The sequence below is a fragment of the 'Nostoc azollae' 0708 genome (assembly GCF_000196515.1).
Taxonomy (GTDB): domain Bacteria; phylum Cyanobacteriota; class Cyanobacteriia; order Cyanobacteriales; family Nostocaceae; genus Trichormus_B; species Trichormus_B azollae.
Map to the genome: position 1 here is coordinate 1,688,799 of NC_014248.1, position 19,609 is coordinate 1,708,407.

General features: G+C 39.5%; 19 protein-coding genes and 3 pseudogenes. 8 read left to right on the forward strand and 14 right to left on the reverse strand.

What is annotated here, in order from left to right; translation table 11 throughout:
- Nucleotides 1-3 precede the first annotated feature (3 nt).
- The 3 genes from AAZO_RS07725 to AAZO_RS07735 all read left to right on the forward strand — a co-directional run bounded on the left by AAZO_RS07725 (nt 4) and on the right by AAZO_RS07735 (nt 2,133).
- Nucleotides 4-276 carry a cupin domain-containing protein gene (locus tag AAZO_RS07725; RefSeq protein WP_013190808.1) on the forward strand — a complete coding sequence of 91 codons (273 nt, stop codon included), beginning with the start codon at nt 4-6 and terminating at the stop codon, nt 274-276.
- Nucleotides 277-1,025: 749 nt separating this feature from the next.
- Entirely contained in the window at nt 1,026-1,781 is a 756-nt protein-coding gene (locus AAZO_RS07730; RefSeq protein ID WP_013190809.1) for a creatininase family protein, read from the forward strand.
- Nucleotides 1,782-1,872: 91 nt separating this feature from the next.
- The gene (locus AAZO_RS07735; RefSeq protein ID WP_228371671.1) at nt 1,873-2,133 is read left to right on the forward strand and encodes a DUF1016 N-terminal domain-containing protein; all 261 of its coding nucleotides are present in this window, start codon (nt 1,873-1,875) and stop codon (nt 2,131-2,133) included.
- Nucleotides 2,134-2,606: 473 nt separating this feature from the next.
- Here the strand turns inward: AAZO_RS07735 and AAZO_RS35075 are convergent, their stop codons facing one another.
- The 6 genes and pseudogenes from AAZO_RS35075 to AAZO_RS26200 all read right to left on the reverse strand — a co-directional run bounded on the left by AAZO_RS35075 (nt 2,607) and on the right by AAZO_RS26200 (nt 5,738).
- Nucleotides 2,607-2,759 carry a hypothetical protein gene (locus AAZO_RS35075; protein ID WP_013190811.1) on the reverse strand — a complete coding sequence of 51 codons (153 nt, stop codon included), beginning with the start codon at nt 2,757-2,759 and terminating at the stop codon, nt 2,607-2,609.
- A 172-nt stretch (nt 2,760-2,931) separates the two neighbouring features.
- Entirely contained in the window at nt 2,932-3,411 is a 480-nt protein-coding gene (locus AAZO_RS07740; RefSeq protein ID WP_041639670.1) for a transposase, read from the reverse strand.
- A 93-nt stretch (nt 3,412-3,504) separates the two neighbouring features.
- A complete protein-coding gene (locus AAZO_RS43495; protein WP_049790495.1) occupies nt 3,505-3,735 on the reverse strand; it encodes a winged helix-turn-helix domain-containing protein in 231 nt (76 codons plus the stop codon).
- Nucleotides 3,736-3,780: 45 nt separating this feature from the next.
- Entirely contained in the window at nt 3,781-3,909 is a 129-nt protein-coding gene (locus tag AAZO_RS41105; RefSeq protein WP_266888726.1) for a hypothetical protein, read from the reverse strand.
- Between the two features lie 172 nt (nt 3,910-4,081).
- Nucleotides 4,082-4,785: pseudogene (locus AAZO_RS29355) on the reverse strand (IS5 family transposase); the annotation flags it as partial.
- Nucleotides 4,786-5,150: 365 nt separating this feature from the next.
- Complete coding sequence (locus AAZO_RS26200) at nt 5,151-5,738, reverse strand: type III secretion system chaperone family protein (RefSeq protein WP_013190814.1); 588 nt, start codon at nt 5,736-5,738, stop codon at nt 5,151-5,153.
- Between the two features lie 543 nt (nt 5,739-6,281).
- Between AAZO_RS26200 and AAZO_RS07770 the strand changes: the two are divergent.
- A pseudogene (locus tag AAZO_RS07770) lies at nt 6,282-7,591 on the forward strand (IS701 family transposase).
- 264 nt (nt 7,592-7,855) lie between these two features.
- Here AAZO_RS07770 and AAZO_RS07775 read toward each other — a convergent pair.
- The 5 genes and pseudogenes from AAZO_RS07775 to AAZO_RS07790 form a co-directional block, all read right to left on the reverse strand.
- Nucleotides 7,856-8,053, reverse strand: coding sequence for a hypothetical protein (locus AAZO_RS07775; RefSeq protein ID WP_013190815.1), 198 nt, complete (start codon nt 8,051-8,053; stop codon nt 7,856-7,858).
- 30 nt (nt 8,054-8,083) lie between these two features.
- A complete protein-coding gene (locus AAZO_RS07780; RefSeq protein ID WP_013190816.1) occupies nt 8,084-8,434 on the reverse strand; it encodes a hypothetical protein in 351 nt (116 codons plus the stop codon).
- A gap of 45 nt (nt 8,435-8,479) precedes the next feature.
- A pseudogene (locus tag AAZO_RS37385) lies at nt 8,480-9,221 on the reverse strand (IS982 family transposase); the annotation flags it as partial.
- 211 nt (nt 9,222-9,432) lie between these two features.
- Complete coding sequence (locus tag AAZO_RS43500; protein ID WP_187289621.1) at nt 9,433-9,606, reverse strand: ScaI family restriction endonuclease; 174 nt, start codon at nt 9,604-9,606, stop codon at nt 9,433-9,435.
- A 135-nt stretch (nt 9,607-9,741) separates the two neighbouring features.
- Nucleotides 9,742-9,942: a helix-turn-helix domain-containing protein gene (locus AAZO_RS07790; RefSeq protein WP_013190817.1), complete on the reverse strand. Its 201-nt coding sequence runs from the start codon at nt 9,940-9,942 to the stop codon at nt 9,742-9,744.
- Between the two features lie 211 nt (nt 9,943-10,153).
- Here AAZO_RS07790 and argC point away from each other — a divergent pair, with 211 nt between their 5' ends.
- Nucleotides 10,154-11,212 (forward strand): N-acetyl-gamma-glutamyl-phosphate reductase, encoded by a 1,059-nt coding sequence (gene argC, locus AAZO_RS07795; protein WP_013190818.1) that lies wholly within the window; start codon nt 10,154-10,156, stop codon nt 11,210-11,212.
- Between the two features lie 110 nt (nt 11,213-11,322).
- On the opposite strand, the gene eno is transcribed toward argC, so the two are convergent.
- Together eno and AAZO_RS07805 are read right to left on the reverse strand one after the other, a co-directional pair.
- Nucleotides 11,323-12,612, reverse strand: coding sequence for a phosphopyruvate hydratase (gene eno, locus AAZO_RS07800; protein ID WP_013190819.1), 1,290 nt, complete (start codon nt 12,610-12,612; stop codon nt 11,323-11,325).
- A 180-nt stretch (nt 12,613-12,792) separates the two neighbouring features.
- A complete protein-coding gene (locus AAZO_RS07805) occupies nt 12,793-13,698 on the reverse strand; it encodes a CoB--CoM heterodisulfide reductase iron-sulfur subunit B family protein (RefSeq protein ID WP_013190820.1) in 906 nt (301 codons plus the stop codon).
- Between the two features lie 217 nt (nt 13,699-13,915).
- On the opposite strand from AAZO_RS07805, the gene acpP reads away from it, so the two are divergent.
- The 3 genes from acpP to tkt all read left to right on the forward strand — a co-directional run bounded on the left by acpP (nt 13,916) and on the right by tkt (nt 17,911).
- Entirely contained in the window at nt 13,916-14,167 is a 252-nt protein-coding gene (gene acpP, locus AAZO_RS07810; RefSeq protein WP_013190821.1) for an acyl carrier protein, read from the forward strand.
- Nucleotides 14,168-14,334: 167 nt separating this feature from the next.
- Nucleotides 14,335-15,582, forward strand: coding sequence for a beta-ketoacyl-ACP synthase II (fabF, locus tag AAZO_RS07815; RefSeq protein WP_013190822.1), 1,248 nt, complete (start codon nt 14,335-14,337; stop codon nt 15,580-15,582).
- A 316-nt stretch (nt 15,583-15,898) separates the two neighbouring features.
- On the forward strand, nt 15,899-17,911 hold the full coding sequence (tkt, locus tag AAZO_RS07820) for a transketolase (protein WP_013190823.1): 2,013 nt from the start codon (nt 15,899-15,901) through the stop codon (nt 17,909-17,911).
- Between the two features lie 61 nt (nt 17,912-17,972).
- On the opposite strand, the gene AAZO_RS07825 is transcribed toward tkt, so the two are convergent.
- Complete coding sequence (locus AAZO_RS07825; RefSeq protein ID WP_013190824.1) at nt 17,973-18,689, reverse strand: hypothetical protein; 717 nt, start codon at nt 18,687-18,689, stop codon at nt 17,973-17,975.
- Nucleotides 18,690-19,609: the final 920 nt, after the last annotated feature.

The following is a 19,609-nucleotide window of genomic DNA, read 5'->3' on the forward strand; positions in this document are numbered from 1 at the left end:
CAGATGGAAATTAAGATAGAGCATCAACCCACTCAAGAGAGCCTCAAGCAATTAGGCGTATACAAATGGGCAATTTGGCAAAAAGAAGTTTCTAAATTCCCGTGGACTTATGATTCTCAAGAAACTTGCTACTTTTTAGAAGGTAATGTAATTGTGACTCCTGATGGCGGACAACCAGTGCAAATCGGTAAAGGTGATTTAGTGACTTTTGGGGCTGGCATGTGTTGTACATGGGAAATTACCCAAGACGTAAAAAAACATTATTGCTTTGATTAATTCACCACCAAGACTGAAATTTATTATCTTTTTCTCCTGGTAGAGTTGACAATACAGAAAACAAACATCCCATCATTAACTTGGACTAGGTCTTGTTTGGAGATTCGCAACAAGTATCATCAGCTGAACTTGCAGTATCGCTAAAATCTTAATACTCTCAAGAAACACATTTTATAACCCTTGCCAAGCAAGTATTTAAGGTTTTTAATATGAACGAACGTGTTTCTTTCATTTATTGCTGGAGTGTAAACCGCGCTCGTGGGAGGCTCACATCTTGCACCAATTTCTATTGGTGCAAATTTAATTACACCGTATAATTCTAAAACCCTTAATTTACCGCTTAAGACCAATAAAAATTAAGGTAGTCTTATGGCGTATCTTTTTAGGTTACCTGAGTTTGTACAGAGAGGTGCAAGATATCAGTAGAGCTGTATAGTTCAAAACTTGTTGTCACTCCATCCCTATAAATTAAAAATTAAAAATTAAAAATTAAAAATTTATGTAAGAATTCAGGAGTCAGGAGTTATGAGTCAGGAGTTATGAGTCAGAATGTTTGAGAAATTGCTTAATGATCAAATAGGTATTTTTGGCGTTTAGTATGAAAAAGCTGACTGCTGATGGCTGTTAGCGTAGCGTGCCGTTAGGCATTAGCTGAATGCTTACAAATTTATAACGCCAGATAGATTTATTATAGTATTCATAAATCGTTCAGAATTTATATATAATTTGGGTTTTAAGATTTACATAAAATGTTATTACATCTCAGCACTTGGCCTGAAGTAGAAACTTATTTACAGCACTCTCAGGGAATTATTTTGCCCATTGGTTCTACAGAACAACATGGTCCTACTGGTTTAATTGGTACTGATGCTATTTGTGCAGAAGCTATATCCCGTGGAGTTGGTCAAGCAACTCAAGCTATGGTTGCACCAACAATCAATGTCGGTATGGCATTACATCATACTGCTTTTCCAGGGACAATTAGTTTGCGTCCTAGCACTTTAATTTTGGTAGTGCGAGATTATATAACTTGTTTAGCCAAAGCTGGTTTTACCAAGTTCTACTTTATCAACGGACACGGTGGAAATATTGCTACTCTCAAAGCAGCTTTTTCAGAAATTTACGCTCATTTAGAAGATTTGCAAATTCCTAATGCATCAAAAGTGCAATGTCAAGTTGCTAATTGGTTTATGTGTGGTTCTGTGTATAAGCTGGCTCAAGAATTATACAGTGATCAAGAAGGTTCTCATGCAACTCCTAGTGAGGTAGCTGTGACTCAATATTTTTATCCAGAAGCAATAAAAAAAGCATACCTGTGTCCAGAAGTTGTTTCTGGACATAAAATTTATGGTGCTGTTGATTTTCGTTTACGTTACCACGATGGCCGTATGGGTTCCAATCCTGCTTTAGCTACTCCAGAACATGGGAAACAGTTTTATGATTTGGCTGTGGAGGAATTAAGTAAGCGATATTTGGAGTTTGTGAAGGAAGAAGAAAGTAAATAAACTTTTTACGTGAGATAATGATAGAAATTAAACTGCTCAAAATATCGTAATTAACGAGTACGAAAACACTCTCACAGATTTTATTCAACTTCTGGAATCATGTCAACGTGCTGCTGCTCGTTCACTTAATGCTATCATGACAGCCACCTACTGGGAAATTGGGCGCCGAATTGTAGAACTTGACCAAGGTGGAGAGAAACGAGCAGAATACGGTGCATCAGTTATAAAAAGACTTTCAAAAGACTTAATAGCCAAATGTGGTAAAGGATTATCAAAAAGTAATTTAGAACAAATGCGGCGTTTTTACCTACAATGGCAAATTGCCGAGACAGTGTCTGGGGAATTCCGTTGATCTATGTTTATCTATTATATTATTATATAAGGAATATAAGGACGGACAAGATGCCCATCCTATGTCAAAGAGGCTAAGGGAGAGCTACAGTTGTTTTATACATCACCAATAACTTTACCAACATCCTGTTCAATACTTGGGAAACTTGTCTTTGAATTAGTTCTTGAAATTGCGTTTTCCTTTATAACTAGATATCTGAGCTAGAGTTTCTAAAGATTGCATTCCTGCATAGATTTTACCTTGAATCTCCCAAGTCAGATAACCTTTTATTTTTGCTTTCTGACATAAATCAGGTTGTGGGTTAGTACCTTTAGGATCATATTAAATATATGTAATACTTGCCCATGCTTGTTTACCAAATAGTTCTTTTTGGTGGTGACAACATGGACACCAGAAAGCACCATAATTTTTCGCTTTAATTGTTTTTTTAAGGTATTCCGCTAAAGCGATTTGTGCTGCTCCTGAAAAATTTTTTAGAGGTGGGGTTTTTGAGTCTTTAATATTTTACTGGTGATGAGATTTCGGGAATTTACGGAATATGATAATGGAGTCTCTTCGGCTTTAGTAATAGTAGTAAATAAGGTTAAAGTTGCTGCGAATAAACCTGTAATAGTTGAGTATTTCATGACTTAAACTCATTTTTCCGAAGAACAATGTTGCCAATTCAATTCTTAGAGATGATTTATAAAGTAAATGTTTAGGAGACAAGACGAATTAGCATAATCCTATTTATAATAGCATATATAGCCCCTTCCTCATTTGTATTAAACGCTTATAATCCTTGCTTATACCAATTTTCTATGAGGCTGCATAGAATAAAGCTTGGTAAAACAGAGCTTCAAGGATGAAATCATAACTGGTCAAAGAGGAGATGACCTCAGAAGATAATTGAGCTAATTCATGTTGAACTCCTTGACGCAATTGGTCGAGATGTGAGAAACTTTCACCTTTGAACTGACGTTTAATAAACTGCCATAATCGCTCCATGGGGTTAAGTTGAGGAGAGTGAGATGGTTGAAAAATGGGAATAATATTTTTAGGGCAAGACAGTGCCAAAGCTTGGTGTGCAGAAGCTTGATCCATCTGCATTAATGCCATATCAGAACCTAATTCCTGAAATAGGACATCCAAGAATTTCTGAAAATTTTCACTGTTTAGATGAGGATATTCCTGACAAAAATGCCATCCAGAGGTGGGTTCAACAACTCCATAAAGCCAAAATGCTTTTCGTGGCCACTGCACCCTCACTACAGGTTTAACACCACGAGCCGTAATCACTCACTCGTCCAGTTTCGGTCTTCAAACCTAATCTGGTTTCGTCCTGGCACAGGTAACTCAGTCGTTTTCCCCCACCCAATAGTTTCTCTAAAGCTACCAAGGCAAGGGGGATGTTTTCTTAAAAAGGTTTATAGCTTGCTCATCTTGTGATGAGCTGATGGGTCGAGGTACTTTCAATTTTGCCCCTAGTTTGTAGGGCACTAAACTGTAAACTGTCTTGTATTTGACTTGGACGTGCCATTCTTGCTCTAGCCATTCCACAATTTGCCTATAACTGCTAAACCTTTGGGGGGATTCTAACTTTGATATTAGTTGTGATAGCATTTCACCTTGTATTAAAGGAGTTGCCCCAGGCGCAGTTTTTACCTCTCAAAGAGAAGATAGTCCTCCTTTTCCATACCTTTGTAACCATCCTGTTATTGTTGACCCATCTCTGCCCAATCTTCGGCTCACTTCTTGATGCTGGGTTAATTGTTCTGTTTTTATCCACCATAGCATTTGTAAACGTTATTTGTCTAATGCTGTCCGCGCATTTTTCAGGCTTTTTGACAAATAGTCAGCACTTTCTTGAACTTCTAGATTGAAAGGGCGTGCCATTGCTTCCTCATGAGTCTTTATCTTCCATAATCTTTATTCTACAGTTCTATCTACACTCATTTAGACGTGGTATTAGACGATGATATTGGTTAAACCACCCAAATGTTCTTTCTACTACCCAGGGTTGTGGTAAAACTTTAAATTCTTGCTTAGTAGGTCCTATGACTTCAACATGAGCTTGAATCATGAACCAAACTGCAAGTGCAAATTTATCACCGTCATAACCGGAATCAACCCATAAAACTTGGACTTTTTCCAATAATTCTGTGGGTTCCTCTAGCAGTTCCATTAGTGCATAGGCAGTAAGTATTCGTTCTGGGGCATTCGCCTCACTAACAACAACTTTCAACACAAGTCCCAGGCTATCAACTAAAGTATGCCCCTTTCTTCCTTTTACGTTTTTACATCCGTCAAAACCATACACATCCCCTTTTTTTGGTCAGTCTTGACCGACTGACTGTCTACGGCAAGCACGGTAGGTTGTATTGATTTACCTAATTTCGAGCGAACTTGACCACCCAATGTATGGTTGAATTTTTCCCAAACCCCCTGGCCCTGCCATTTCCTGTAATAGCTATATACCGTTGACCTTGGCGGGAAGTCACTTGGAAGCATATTCCATTGACATCCAGTTTTCAAATGATAATAGATGGCATTACATATTTCACCTATATCTGTTGTGGGTGGATACCCTCCTTCTTTGGCTGGTGGAATCAATGGGGCCAGGATTTCCCACTCCATATCACTTAAGTCTGTGGGGTAAGACTTTCGTTCCATCAGTAGCTATGTAAATACCCTACATTTTATGTATGCTATCCTTCCAACATTCCTTTTCTACTCCCCTTTACATTTACTTTATCAATAGCCTCTGAATCATTTGATTTTTAACTTGCTCAACGAGAACTTGAGCCTGTTTCATTTGATAGGGTTTTTGCATCTGGAACACTGCATGAGATTGAGCAATTTCTTCTGGTGTTAATATTGCTGTTAATATTGACGATATATGAAATATATTGTGACACTTCTCTTTTAGCTTATCGACTAAGGTCAGGGGATGGTTCTCATTAGTAATCTTTTCTTCATCAATATATCCTCTAGATAGATAATTGCTGTTCCTCTACATGTGATGACTGTGGATAGTTTTAAATTTTGTCTGCTTTTTCTATAACATCTGTTACTGTAATACCCTCATAAATCAAAGAATAGGATTCTGTATAATCGGGCATATATTCAATCTGGTCGGTAGCATATTGTGGTAATAGATAACTCCCTCGTAAAAATTCATCCATTGTCGTGATGTTTGTATAAACAAAGTTGTTGATGAGTACGACAGGAGGAATAGCAACAGATACGTCGAAACTAATTTTATAGCGAAATTCTCTCAGTTCAAAATCTAGTTTAAAATTCCCTATAACTAGTTTATAAGCTCTATTGATAAATTCTGCAACAAGCAACAGTTTATTTGCAGGTACGAGAGTAGGATAAATTGAGTAAAAAACTATTTGCTGTTTTGAATATACTTTAGCGTAGCAATTCCATCTACAATTTTTACCTTGGTAGGTAAGACATAATATAGGTTCACCTTCAATTTTGATCAATGCCCAGTCATCTTCTATAAAAAACTTGACCAATCCTTGAAAAATATCTTCATAGTTATAACTAGGATTAGCTAATTCTTTAACCCCCTCTACTACTTCCTCAACTCTTTGGGAAATAGTTTCTTCATCCATAGCAGATATACTACTATCTATCCATTCTTCCAGCCCTTTCGTTATTTTATCTAGAGACTGAACAATGGTTTCATCAGTTATTGATTGAAGATTATTTTCTGTCCAATCCTGGAAGAAATTGATAATGGCGCTGTTAAAATTTGCGCTGTCAGTTCAGATATGTCGTTATTTATTACAGGGTTGAGGTGATCCCAGAAGCTACGGTAGCTTGTTTCAACTGGTAAACGTGGTTGTTTAACTTGTAAGCCTAAGCAAATTTCTGTATTAAAAAGTAGATGATTGGGTTCTGATTGACTAAGTTGATGAAGAGAAGTATGTGCATGATTCAAATCTGGGTACAGCAGTGGTTGTTTACTGATGACAACAAGGCGGAAATACGAAGTTATAGGCGTCAATTTTAGCCCAGTATAATGGGATTTATTTCTATTGGTAATATGAGCGAACCAATTCGTAATCTGACTAACGGTACTTAAACAAAAGTTAAGAGTAAAGAGAAACGAGTATAGTGCGGTTTCGGTGTAGCTTTCACGTTAACAGAAGCTGATGAAAGAAACTACTGCCGCAGCAATGGCACCATGGTTTGAAAGATGGTGTCAAAGGTTTAATGGTGTATTTACTCATCAAGGGGAAAAAACTAGGAAACATTTTTAATCAGAGTTTAGACATTATTTAGTGGGATGATTGGGTGAAAGTGATAGAAAAAACCTATTTCAAATGGCAGAGAATGCCCTAGGGGTGACCTACCACCGATTACACCACGTTTTAACTGAAGCACCTTGGTCCAGTTCCCAAGTCAATGACCGTCGGTTAGAGATTATGAACAAGTGTAGTCAGAGGAGAATCACCAGAGGATTTAGCTTAATGATTGATGATTATGACCATAGAAAAAGTGGGAACTTTAGGGATGGAGTAGGAAGAAAATATATTGGAGAAATTGGGAAAAGGGATAATGGAATAGTAGTAGTAACAACACATCTATATGATGGCAGTAAAAGCTTACCATTACATATAGAGTTATATCACCACGGTGATTCTTGACCCAAAGGGAAACAAGAGCCTCTATTTGAGAATAAACCTGAGTTAGGAATTAAATTAATAGATCTGACCTTAAGCCGTGGTAATCAACCAGGAATAGTAATTATAGATCCTGGATATGGCCACAATACATCTTTCTTATTAAAGATAGGAAATCGGAATTGAAAGTATTTAGGAGGATTAGGTAAAAATCCTAAAGTCCTTGCCAGTGGCTAAGAGGATAGTCCACAAATAATTAGGTTAGATGAATTAGTACAAAGTTTACCCCAAGAGGCTTTTACAGAAATTAAACTGCAGTTAGATAAACCCAAAATATCATGGGTAGTAATTAAAGAAGTAGAAATATCAGCCTTAACTGGAAAGGGCAATATTGCTATCCTCATCAACGGTTCTACTTTCTCTCGAGCCACTGATATTGACTACTTTATGACCAAGGTTTCTTGATCAATTGTCACACCCCAATGGATAGTTGATACATATTCTCAAAGAAATTGGGTAGAAGTTGTTTACAGGGAAGCCAAGGGATGGTTAGGACTCAACGAATATCAAGTTCGATATAACAGCAGTTGACTGCGCTGCGCCATTTTATGTTGGTTTTCTGTGCCTACACTTTTATTCTTTCCCATCAGTGGACTGGAGGATTAAGACCAAGGTGGGCCAAGAAACCTCTGAATAATTTTACTGAAGCTTTAGAAGCGTTGAGAACAGCCATATCTTTTCTATTGATTGATTGGTTAAACTGGAATCCGGACGTGTTTCCTTATTATAAAGCCAGTTTGGGCTACATTTGGGCTTCATTTTTGTTTAAGTCCCGCTAATCCACAAATTGTCAAAATTACTTGTTCATACTTATGGGGATTTAACCTGAATCATTCTTGGACAACTCGAAATATTTTTACAGAACGAATGCGGTGTTCAGTAAATACCCGTTTGCCTGAGAATTTCTGGTTTTCTTATTTCTGTTCAATCGTTAATTCTCGATTTTTGGGTTTCTTAATGGGAGTAGAAATTAAATCTTCTCCTTGGAACTAGGTTTTCAACAAATTGAGCCGTTGTAATCTTCTAGCTGCGCTACGCAGTTATCATCCTTCATGATATAGTATGTCGTTGAATTCTAAAATTGACAAAAGTCTATCTTCCCCTGCTGAAATTAACTTCTTGCCATCTGGTGTAAAAGCTAAATGCGAAACTCTTCCTTCATGTACTTTTTGCACCACTACTCGTTCACCGTCATTAAGTCTAACAATTACAATAGAGCCTACTAATGAACCTGATACCATATATTCACTGTTGGGATGAAAACAAACTGACTAGTATGCACTATACTCTGGGATAAATCTGTCAGCTAAGTACCTTTCTCCTATTTCTAAATTCCATAGGAAATATTTTGCATAGATACTGAGTGCAGCAAAATAGGATAAGTCTGGACTGAAACTTGCCCAAAGTCCTTCCTTGGGACCATCATCCAATATTTGAATGATGACATTTTGATCAATATAATAAATATGTACTTGATTAATATCTTTCCGAACTACTGCAACTTTTCTTCCATAGGGAGTAATATTTGCTACTGCTAGTCTTTGATTCTTAGACTTAAAAACTATATATTCTTCGATTAACCAGTAGCGCTGACAACTTTGTATATTCCAAATCTCTGTCAATATTTCAGATGGTACTGTTAATTAATATTGATCTTTAATTACTAATTAAGCTAAATAAACAGCTAGGGTTTCAACTTTATTATCGGTGAATCCTAAAGAAGGTTTCCTTGGTTGCCAAGTATAAGCAATTAAAGCAGCAATCACATTAACCATAAAATTAATAACACTACGATGTTGAGAATGAGCAAGTTGTGAAATATATATATTTGAGTTGCTCATTAACTCTTTCAATTAAAGAACGTTCTCGGAACATTGATTTTTCTTCAACTGAGAAGAACTTATTTCTCATATTCTTCTTAAAAGGAGTGATTAACTTGAGTCCATTAGACCAAAGTTCCTGCCGAAGTTTTTGAGGAATATATCCTTTATCTCCAAATAATTTTCCAGATATTTTCTTAGTTAAAGTAGGAGCAGTAACTCAGTTATCTACATTAATAGGAGTAATTTGAAACGCAAGTAATTCTCCTTGGTCATTAATAATGAAATGAAGTCTAAAGCCAAAATACGAACAAACTGAACTTTTACGCCAACCTGCTAAACCTTTAAATACCTGATTTGTCTTCGCTCTTTTAGGATGACAAATGGTAATAGAGGTACTATCAACTTTATTGATATCTGTGTTTACTCCTTTCAGACTATTCAGATAATAAATCAAAGGCATTAAAGCATTTGGTATTAATTCGATAGATCTTTGATAACTTAGTAACTGAGGAAACTCACCTTGGCAATATTTTCGCATATGCTTCAGGTAATAATCTTTATTAAAATTGCGGTAACTAGAGCGATAGCGCAGCGTGACAATGTAGGAGTCTTGGAAAATTGTTTCTGTCGTATGATAGAGATTCTTAGATCTTAGATATTTCTCGTGTTCTTTGGGCTCGCTAATTCAAACATAATCATGTAACTCTAACTTTTGGCTAAAACAAAGCCAAAAGTTAGAGTTAGATAACATTAATTCTGCAAGATGTCTAATATTTATCAGCTACGAGACAAACAACTTATTTATCATCTTTGTTTTGTGTTCCTCTCCATTGTTCTTGATGTTGTCTTTGTAGTTCTTTTACACAGAATTTCTCAAAAAAGGATCCAACTACAATAGCTGGAGGATCAATTTCTGCCAGACTCAAAGATATATCTCCCTCTCCTATTTTAGTTTGCCATAGAACATCCAACTAACCAAAGCAATATCCCTCATAACATCAACTTCTCAAGGATGTTCTTTGATCAATTGCTTTGTTGTTTCTGTCCAATGATTTTTATCAATACCCAAGTAAGGAGATACCATTTAATCTAAGCCTTGCAATAATTTACTGGGTGACATTCCCAAAGCACGACCAATCAGGATAATGTTCAAGAAGGTAACATTTATTTTCGCCACGTTCAACACCACCTATGTAGTTACGATATAGTCCTGCTAGTTCTGCTAACTGTTCTTGGGAAAGACCCTTAGCTTTCCTGACCTTGCGAACGTTTTTGCCAAATTTTTGAAGTTGAGAATATTGTGTCACATAAAGAACATAATATTTCCTGGTATTTAATTTCTATACACTATAAGTGTGATTTTTTGGTAAAGATCAATTCATAAGTACGCTAAAAGCAGCTATTTGCTATACAATGCAGCGAAAGTTCAATAATAAATAGGTGATCACCAATGAGCTAATAGCTCGATTGTTGATAGTTGATAATAAATTAACCAAAAGCGGATAAGGATTTCAGATCATGGGTAATTTAAGGCGCGTACCAGTTGGAATTGTTGGCGCGTCAGGTTATGGCGGAGTGCAACTAGTTCGACTCTTGATGGATCATCCTGAAGTTGAATTGGTTTATTTGGGTGGTGAAAGCAGCGCCGGAAAAACCTTTGCTGATCTTTACCCCCATCTGGGTAATATAGTTGACCTAAAAATTGAAGCGGTAGATCCAGAAATCATTGCTAGTCGATGTGAAGTAGTGTTTCTGTCTTTACCCAACGGTTTAGCCTGTCAAATCACTCCCCAACTTATAGAAAAAGGATCTAAGGTGCTGGATCTGAGTGCAGATTACAGATTCAGTGACTTAGCAACTTATATAATTTGGTATGGTACACAAAGAAGTGATCGCAGCATTGCAGCTACAGCAGTTTATGGATTACCAGAACTGTACCGCGATCGCATTGCCGAATCTCAACTCATTGGCTGTCCTGGTTGCTATCCCACAGCCAGCCTACTCGCACTTTCACCACTCCTCAAACAAGGTTTGATCGTTCCAGAAACAGCCATAATTGACGCTAAATCTGGGACATCTGGTGGTGGTAGACAAGGCAAAATTAACCTCTTATTAGCCGAAGCAGACAACTCTCTAGGGGCTTATAACGTTGCCCGTCATCGCCATACCCCAGAAATCGAGCAAATTTGTAGCGATTTAGCAGGACACGAAGTAACAATCCAATTTACACCCCACCTCATCCCAATGGTGCGGGGAATATTAGCCACCGTCTACGCTACACTGCGAGACCCCGGTTTAGTTCGTGATGACTTAATCACGATCTACACCGCTTTTTACCGTAATTCCCCATGGGTAAAGATCTGTCATAGTGGTACTTACCCCCAAACCAAATGGGCCTGTGGCAGTAATGCTTGCTATATAGGCATAGAAGTAGACCCACGGACAGGCCGCGTCATCGTCATGTCAGCCATTGACAACCTGATTAAAGGTCAAGCTGGACAAGCAATTCAGTGTATGAACGTCATGCTAGGCTGGGATGAAACCTTGGGGTTGCCCAAAGTCGGATTTTATCCTTAAGAGGGAATAGGGAATAGGGAAAAGGGGAAGCAAAGAAGAAAAATAAATTCTTCTTCCTGAACTCCTGATAGCGGAGCGTGGCGTAGGCCATACTCCTGAACTCCTATTTCCTACTTAGGTCCTAAACCAACAGTACCAGCATAAACAGCGCGATCGCCTAATTCATCTTCAATTCTGAGTAAACGATTGTATTTTGCTACCCGTTCACTACGACAAAGAGAACCAGTTTTAATTTGACCTGCACGAGTGGCTACAGCCAAATCAGCAATAGTTGTATCCTCAGTTTCACCAGAACGATGGCTAATGACTGAGCGGAAACCGTTGCGAGTAGCTAAATCAATAGTTTCCAAAGTTTCAGTCAGTGAACCAATTTGATTCAACTTAATCAAAATCGAGTTACCTGCTTTTTGCTCAATCCCTTTTTGTAACCGAGTAGCGTTAGTAACAAATAAATCATCACCCACCAACTGTACTCGTGAACCCAACTTCTGAGTCAGTAATTGCCAACTTTCCCAATCTTCCTCATGTAAACCATCTTCAATGGAAACAATCGGATATTGGTCAACCAACTGGCCTAAATAATCAATAAACTCAACTGGGCTATGGGGTTTACCATCATAAACATACTGCCCATTTTTGTAAAACTCACTCGCTGCCACATCCAAGGCTAAAGCAACTTCTTCCCCAGGCTTGTAACCAGCTTGTTTAATAGCAGCTAGCAATAATTCTAAAGCTACTTGGTTAGAGTCCAGGTTAGGTGCAAAACCACCTTCATCACCAACACCAGTCAGCAAACCCTTATCATCCAAAACCTTGCTGAGAGTTGCAAAAACTTCCGCACCCCAACGCAAAGCTTCCTGGAAGGAAGGCGCACTGACGGGTACAATCATAAACTCCTGAAAATCGACATTATTGGCTGCGTGCGCTCCACCATTGATCACATTCATCAAAGGTACAGGTAGCAAATTTGCTAAAGGCCCACCCACATAGCGATACAAAGGAATTCCCAAAGACTCAGCAGCAGCTTTAGCAGCTGCTAGTGAAACCGACAAAATTGCATTTGCGCCCAAATTAGCTTTATTGGGTGAACCATCCAAAGAGATCATGATTTTATCTAATGATTCTTGGTCTAGGGCATCCAAGCCTAACAATTGGGGTGCTAATACCTCTTTCACATTCTGCACTGCCTTGAGTACTCCTTTGCCACCATAACGGCTTTTATCACCATCTCGCAGTTCATGAGCCTCAAAAGTACCTGTGGAAGCACCGCTAGGAACTTGCGCTAGTCCTACTGTACCATTAGCCAAATGTACTGCAGCCTCAACAGTCGGTCTTCCCCGTGAATCAAGAATTTCGCGGGCGATAATAGCTTCAATAGCGGTATCCAGAAATTTTGTCATTTCTGCTTTTTCCTTCGTTTATATTGTGTTTAAAGGTTCAGACTTTTCAGTTTAATTCTGAACCAACCGTTAGTTTATGCGTTTCTGAGGAGAAATAGGCTGAGATTAAAGTAGATTTTCAATCATGAAGGGTTAAAGCGAACCTATTAAGTAATAAACCGAACATTGGTCACTGCTAAACTAAAATCCCAATTTTTCTAAACATGGTTGTGTGGAAACAATATGACGTTCTAAACCCAGTTCTTTCGGACTAACTCCCAGTGCCAAAGCAATTAATTGAGGTAAATGTAATACTGGTAAACCCAACCTTTTCTCAATTACTTTTCCTACTTCTGGCTGACGAGAATCTAAGTTTAAGTGGCATAAAGGACAAGGTGTGACAATACAATCAGCACCAGCAGCTAATGCTTCTTGAATGTGCATCCCTGCCATTTTGAAAGATTCTGTAGTGGCATAGCTAGATAGAGGCCAACCACAACATTTAGTGCGTCCACGATAATAAATAGGTGTTGCACCTACTGCCCGAAAGACATTTTCCATAGCTTCTGGTTGGAATGGATCATCATAGGGCATGGATTTTTGAGCGCGGAGGAGATAACAGCCATAAAACGCTGCACATTTGATTCCACTTAACTTACGAGTGACTCGCTGGCTAATTTTCTCTAAGCCATAATCTGTTACCAAGGCATAAAGCAGATGTTTAACTTCTGTGCTTCCCCGATAAGGTGAACAACCTTCTTTTACTAACAGTCGATTAACTTGATTCAAATAATCGGGGTTGGTTGATTGTGATTCTTTTAAACGTTGATCAACATGACCAATAACACCCTGGCAAGTGCTACAATTTGTCAAAAGTGGTAGATTTAATTCTTCTGCTAAGGCAATATTCCTAGCGTTAACAGTATCTTCCAGGAATTGGGAATCTTCTTTAAATGTACCTGAACCACAGCAAGCAGCTTTTTTGAGTTCAATTAGTTCAATACCCAATGCTTGAGTCAAGGACTGAGTAGATAAATAAAGCTCCCGACAGGCTCCTTGAGCGACACAACCGGGGTAGTAAGCGTATTTTAGCGTTTGTGATAGCATAAGATTATATTTTTATATTTGTTTTAGAGCTTATATTTCCATGTTTATCTAAAAACAATAGCTTATAGAACGAGCTTTTCTGCCTCCTACTTCCTATCTTTTTCCACTAGTTACTAATAACTGTACTGAGGATCACGCTTTCCGATAAGATGTATATGCTCAAAAAATCATCTCCCATAAAGAGCAGATCATAGCAACTTGTTAAGGACTTTTATCTATGAGCCAACCTGATATTTTTGACAGAGTAAAGAAAATCGTCGTTGAACAGCTAGATGTTGACCCTGAAAAGGTCGTATCAAGCGCCTCATTTACAGATGATTTAGCAGCTGATTCTCTAGATATAGTGGAATTGGTAATGGCTTTGGAAGAAGAATTTGAGATCGAAATTCCTGATGAAGATGCCGAGAAGATTTTAACAGTACAAGAGGTAGTAGACTACATCAACTCTCACATTGCTGCATCTGCCTAGAAGTTCTAAGGGACTGGGGAGTAGGAACAGGGGACTGGGGAGATGAGTCAGTTATCGGTTATCACCATTTACTGGTCGCTGTTCAATATTCACTGTTCACTGTTCCCCGTCTCTATACTGTTCTGCATTGTTCTACCTGCTGCTTTTTCGCCACCTTTAACTGAATCATGACAGACTATAAACGTAAACGCGTTGTTGTAACGGGTGTTGGCGCGATTACACCTATTGGTAACACACCATCTGAGTATTGGGAAGGATTGTTAAGTGGACGCAATGGTATAGACTATATTACAGCTTTTGATGCGTCTAAACACGACTGTCGGATTGCGGGGGAAGTGAAAAACTTTGATCCTCATGAATATATGGAGCGCAAAGAAGCCAAGCGCACTGATCGGTTTGCCCAATTTGCGATCGCAACTGCTAAACAGGCTATATCAGACGCACAATTAATTATCAATGACCTCAATGCTGAACAGATAGGTGTCATGATCGGTTCAGGTGTTGGTGGCATTAAAGTATTAGAAGATCAGCAAACAGTCTACCTCAGTCGGGGTCCAGACCGTTGTAGTCCATTCATGATACCCATGATGATTGCCAACATGGCAGCAGGATTAACAGCAATCCACACCGGAGCTAAAGGTCCTAATTCCTGCTCAGTGACAGCTTGCGCGGCTGGTTCAAACGCCATAGGTGATGCTTTTCGTTTGATTCAAAATGGCTATGCCCAAGCCATGATTTGTGGGGGATCAGAAGCAGCCGTTACACCATTGTCGGTAGCGGGCTTTGCTGCTGCCAGGGCGCTTTCCACTCGGAATGACCCTAAAAAGGCTTGTCGTCCATTTGACAAAGATCGTGATGGCTTTGTCATGGGAGAAGGTTCAGGAATTTTAATTCTTGAAGAATTAGAACACGCTCTGAAACGCGGCGCTCGTATTTATGGAGAAATGATCGGTTATGGTATGACCTGTGATGCTTACCATATGACCTCCCCCGTACCCGGTGGTTTAGGTGCGGCAAGAGCGATGGAACTAGCGCTCACAGACGCCAAACTGAAACCAGAAATGATTAGTTACATCAATGCTCATGGAACTAGCACCCCAGCTAATGATGTCACAGAAACAGCAGCAATTAAAAAAGCATTGGGCGATCATGCTTACAAGATAGCAATTAGTTCCACCAAATCCATGACAGGTCATTTGTTGGGAGGTTCGGGTGGGATTGAAGCAGTGGCTACAGTTCTAGTGATCGCTAATGACCACATCCCCCCAACTATCCATCTAGATCATTCTGATGATGGTTGTGACTTAGATTATGTACCCCACATTAGCCGCGCGCAAAAAGTAGATGTAGCCCTATCTAATTCCTTTGGATTTGGTGGTCATAATGTCACCCTGGCCTTTAAGAAATACCTCTAATACTAATTTGGGGTGTAAGGGTGTGTTGTGTGGGATGTACGGAAAGAATAACCTTCTGCCCTCTACCCCCTGCCCCCTAGCTCCTGCCTCCTGAAGTAAACCTGCGGAAAGTATTATATATAATAATCATTCCCAGCTCAACCAAGGGTTCGGCATGACCCAATTAGTAGCTCTATTCATCACCAGAAACTCAGAAGATCCCGCTTGTCCATCTACAAGTAGGAATGGGATGATGAGAATGGTGGGATCACTTTATAATGACCCCAGAATTAGAAAGCTACAAAGAGTGCTAACCCGTTGTTAAAAACAAGAGATTATGGCTGTTGCAACCCAATCCCTCGAAGAACTTTGTATTAACTCGATTCGCTTTTTGGCTGTTGATGCCATAGAAAAATCCAAATCGGGACACCCCGGACTGCCGATGGGCGCGGCTCCAATGGCTTTTGTCCTTTGGGATCGCTTTATGCGCTATAACCCCAAAAATCCCAAATGGTTCAACCGCGATCGCTTTGTCCTATCTGCTGGTCACGGCTGTATGTTGCAGTATGCCATGCTGTACCTGACAGGCTACGATAGCGTCACCATCGAAGATATCAAACAATTCCGGCAATGGGGTTCTAGAACTCCTGGACATCCAGAAAACTTTGAAACCCCTGGTGTAGAAGTAACCACTGGACCATTGGGTCAAGGTATCGCTAACGCCGTCGGTTTGGCTATGGCTGAGGCACATCTAGCTGCTAAATTCAACAAACCCGATGCCAAGATTGTAGACCACTACACCTATGTACTTCTTGGTGATGGTTGCAACATGGAAGGTATTTCCGGTGAAGCTGCTTCCTTAGCCGGTCACTATGGCTTAGGTAAGCTGATTGCTCTGTACGACGATAACCATATCTCCATTGATGGTTCTACAAATGTAGCATTTACAGAGGATGTTTCTAAACGATTTGAAGCTTACGGTTGGCACGTCCTCCACGTTAAAGATGGTAACACCGATTTAGACGCAATCTCCAAAGCCGTCGAAGTAGCCAAAGCTATCACCGACAAGCCCACCATGATTAAGGTAACAACCACCATTGGTTATGGTTCTCCGAACAAGCAAAACACCGCTGGTATTCACGGTGCCGCTTTGGGTGTAGATGAAACAGCGTTGACTCGTAAAAACTTAGGTTGGGAATATGCACCATTTGAAATCCCCAGTGATGTCCTCAACCACACACGGAAAGCAGTAGAACGTGGTGCGGATTACGAAAGTGACTGGAACAAAGCCTTAGCTGACTACAAAGCTAAGTATCCCGCCGAAGCTGCTGAATTTGAACGTTTCATCAGTGGTAAATTACCCGAAGGTTGGGATAAAGTTCTACCCACCTACACTACGGAAGATAAAGCACTACCCACCCGTAAGCATTCAGAAACCTGCCTGAATAAATTGGCAGCAGTTTTACCTGAATTAATCGGTGGTTCAGCTGACTTAACTCACTCCAACCTCACCGAAATCAAGGGCTTTGGTGACTTCCAAAAAGGACAATACCAAAACCGTAACATTCACTTTGGGGTGCGTGAACATGCTATGGGCGCAATCTGTAATGGTATGGCGCTACATGGTTCGGGATTAATCCCCTACGGTGCAACATTCCTCATTTTTACCGACTATATGCGTGCTGCCATTCGTTTGGCCGCTTTGTCTCAAGCTGGGTCAATTTGGGTGATGACTCACGATTCCATTGGACAAGGTGAAGATGGGCCCACTCACCAACCCATTGAAACACTAGCTTCTCTGCGAGCTATTCCTGATTTAACCGTAATTCGTCCCGCAGACGGAAACGAATGTTCAGGAGCTTACACAGTCGCAATTGAGAAGTCTAAGGCACAAGCTTCTACTCTGTTGGCGTTCACCCGTCAAAATGTTCCTAACTTAGTAGGTACATCAATTGAAGCCGTGAAGAAAGGGGCATACACTGTTGTCGATTGTGCTGGTACCCCTGAGCTCATCTTGATTGGTACTGGTTCGGAATTAAGCCTGTGTGTAAGTGCTGGTGAAAAGTTAACAGCACAAGGCAAGAAAGTCCGTGTTGTTTCCATGCCTTCCATAGATTTATTTGATGCCCAGGATGCTGCTTACAAAGAGTCTGTTCTACCTAAAGCAGTCACCAAGCGTCTTTCTGTAGAAGCTGCCAGCAGTTTCGGTTGGCATAAATATGTTGGAAGTGAAGGTGACACTGTTAGCATTGATCATTTTGGTGCTTCTGCTCCTGGTGGTATTTGTATGGAGAAATTTGGCTTCACTGTTGATAATGTATTAGCTAAAGCGATCGGATTGTTGGGTTAATTAGCAATAGTTGATTTCTTTTATTTTTTAGGGTGGGCCAAATGGCTCACCTTTTTTTTAGTCATACAGGAGGTTTGCTACTGCTGGATATTATCATTTGCAGTGCATCCAACGTTTGCAAACTATTTAAGGCCGCTTCTCGAATTACTACTTCTTCTTCCCTACTCAATAGAAGTCCTAAACATTCAAGAACTTCTTTCTGTACTGAAAGATTCACTTCTTTACGAGTGCTAAATTTAACCAATCTACGCACAGCAAGCAAGCGCTTTAAGGAATCTGTTTCTGTTAAGTTATTCAACAACTGGTCAAAATATTCTTCCTCTCGATTTCCCTGAAGGCTGAAAATTTGCCAAACCAACAAAATTAAAGTTAGCAACGTCCCCACACCTTGGACAATAGTTGCAACAGCCAGCCAATGACTTGGGGAATCAACCCAGATTTCAGCAGCTATATAACTAATAACAGTCCCAATACCACCACTGGTAACAGCTAAAGCCAACCGAATATTGGCACTATTTAAAAACCTGCGTATTTCTAACCAACTTAGTTGCCAGTTCCACTTAGGTATTGAGTAAGCCACAAGCATTACTAGAATACCAACAGCAAGTGCTAACAACAACTTCCAGTTCCAAAACAGCATAGCAACAATGATTGTCAAGAAGCCAAGAATACTTCCAGATTCAAAGAAACGCTTTAAATTTCGCTGCCTTGGGCTTCCTATCTTGATCTCTGGAAACTGGTTAATTAATTGCCGCCAAGAAGACGAAGCCTGTACCACAATTTTTTACCTATTTGATTACAAAACTACTTAATCAGTTATCAGTTATCAGTTATCAGTTATCAGTCTCTTCACTGTTCCCTCATTTAACTGCTCAGATTACAGACCTGTGGGGAACCCCATAATTAAAATCAGGATTCAAATCAGGACATTGTATTTCTGGTGTCGCGCGTCTCGAACTACATTTTCTTCTCCATCAATAAATCACGCAATGAATCACGAAGCGTCCTGAACGAAGTGAAAGATCTGGGCTCTATACTTTTTAGGGTGTGGGAAAAACTATCTTTCCCTAAACCCCACACCCTACTTTCGGTGAGTGAGAAAAACAAGACTTAAATTTATCAAGAGTGAAGTGGCCATCAAAACAACAGAAGCTCACTTTTTGAATGTAATTTATTGTTATAGATAGCATAGTATTTGGAGGTATCTCCGACCCAGAATTTACAATATTACCAGCGGGGAGAACTGATTCATCCAGCAATTTATCATTTTCGTCATAGGGGCATCAACAACTCATCGCTGTCAGCTAGTCACTAAGGCACTAACCCAGTTAACAGGACGTAAGAAAACAACTCTTCTAACAATCCGTTTTTGGGAGGTCCTATTAAAAGGTTTAGTTCTGAGTGCCTTGGAAAAGCTGGGTTTGAAGGTTGTATACCTAAAGAATTATTAAAAATAATACCGTATCGTTTAAATTGGGTGTCTACTCTTTCATAAGATTTCAAATTGTCAAAATTTAAACGAATAGATCTAGATAAAATTACCTGCTGGGCATCAAAATGTTTATCAAATAGATCCTCTCCTACAGAAGTAATAATTTACTTAGGTACATTAGAGCTATCAAGCTGGTTAGTCTTTTCCAGCTTTTGTACTTGTTCTAATTGAAGAGTAGCTCAATTTACCATGATACCCTGCTTTAC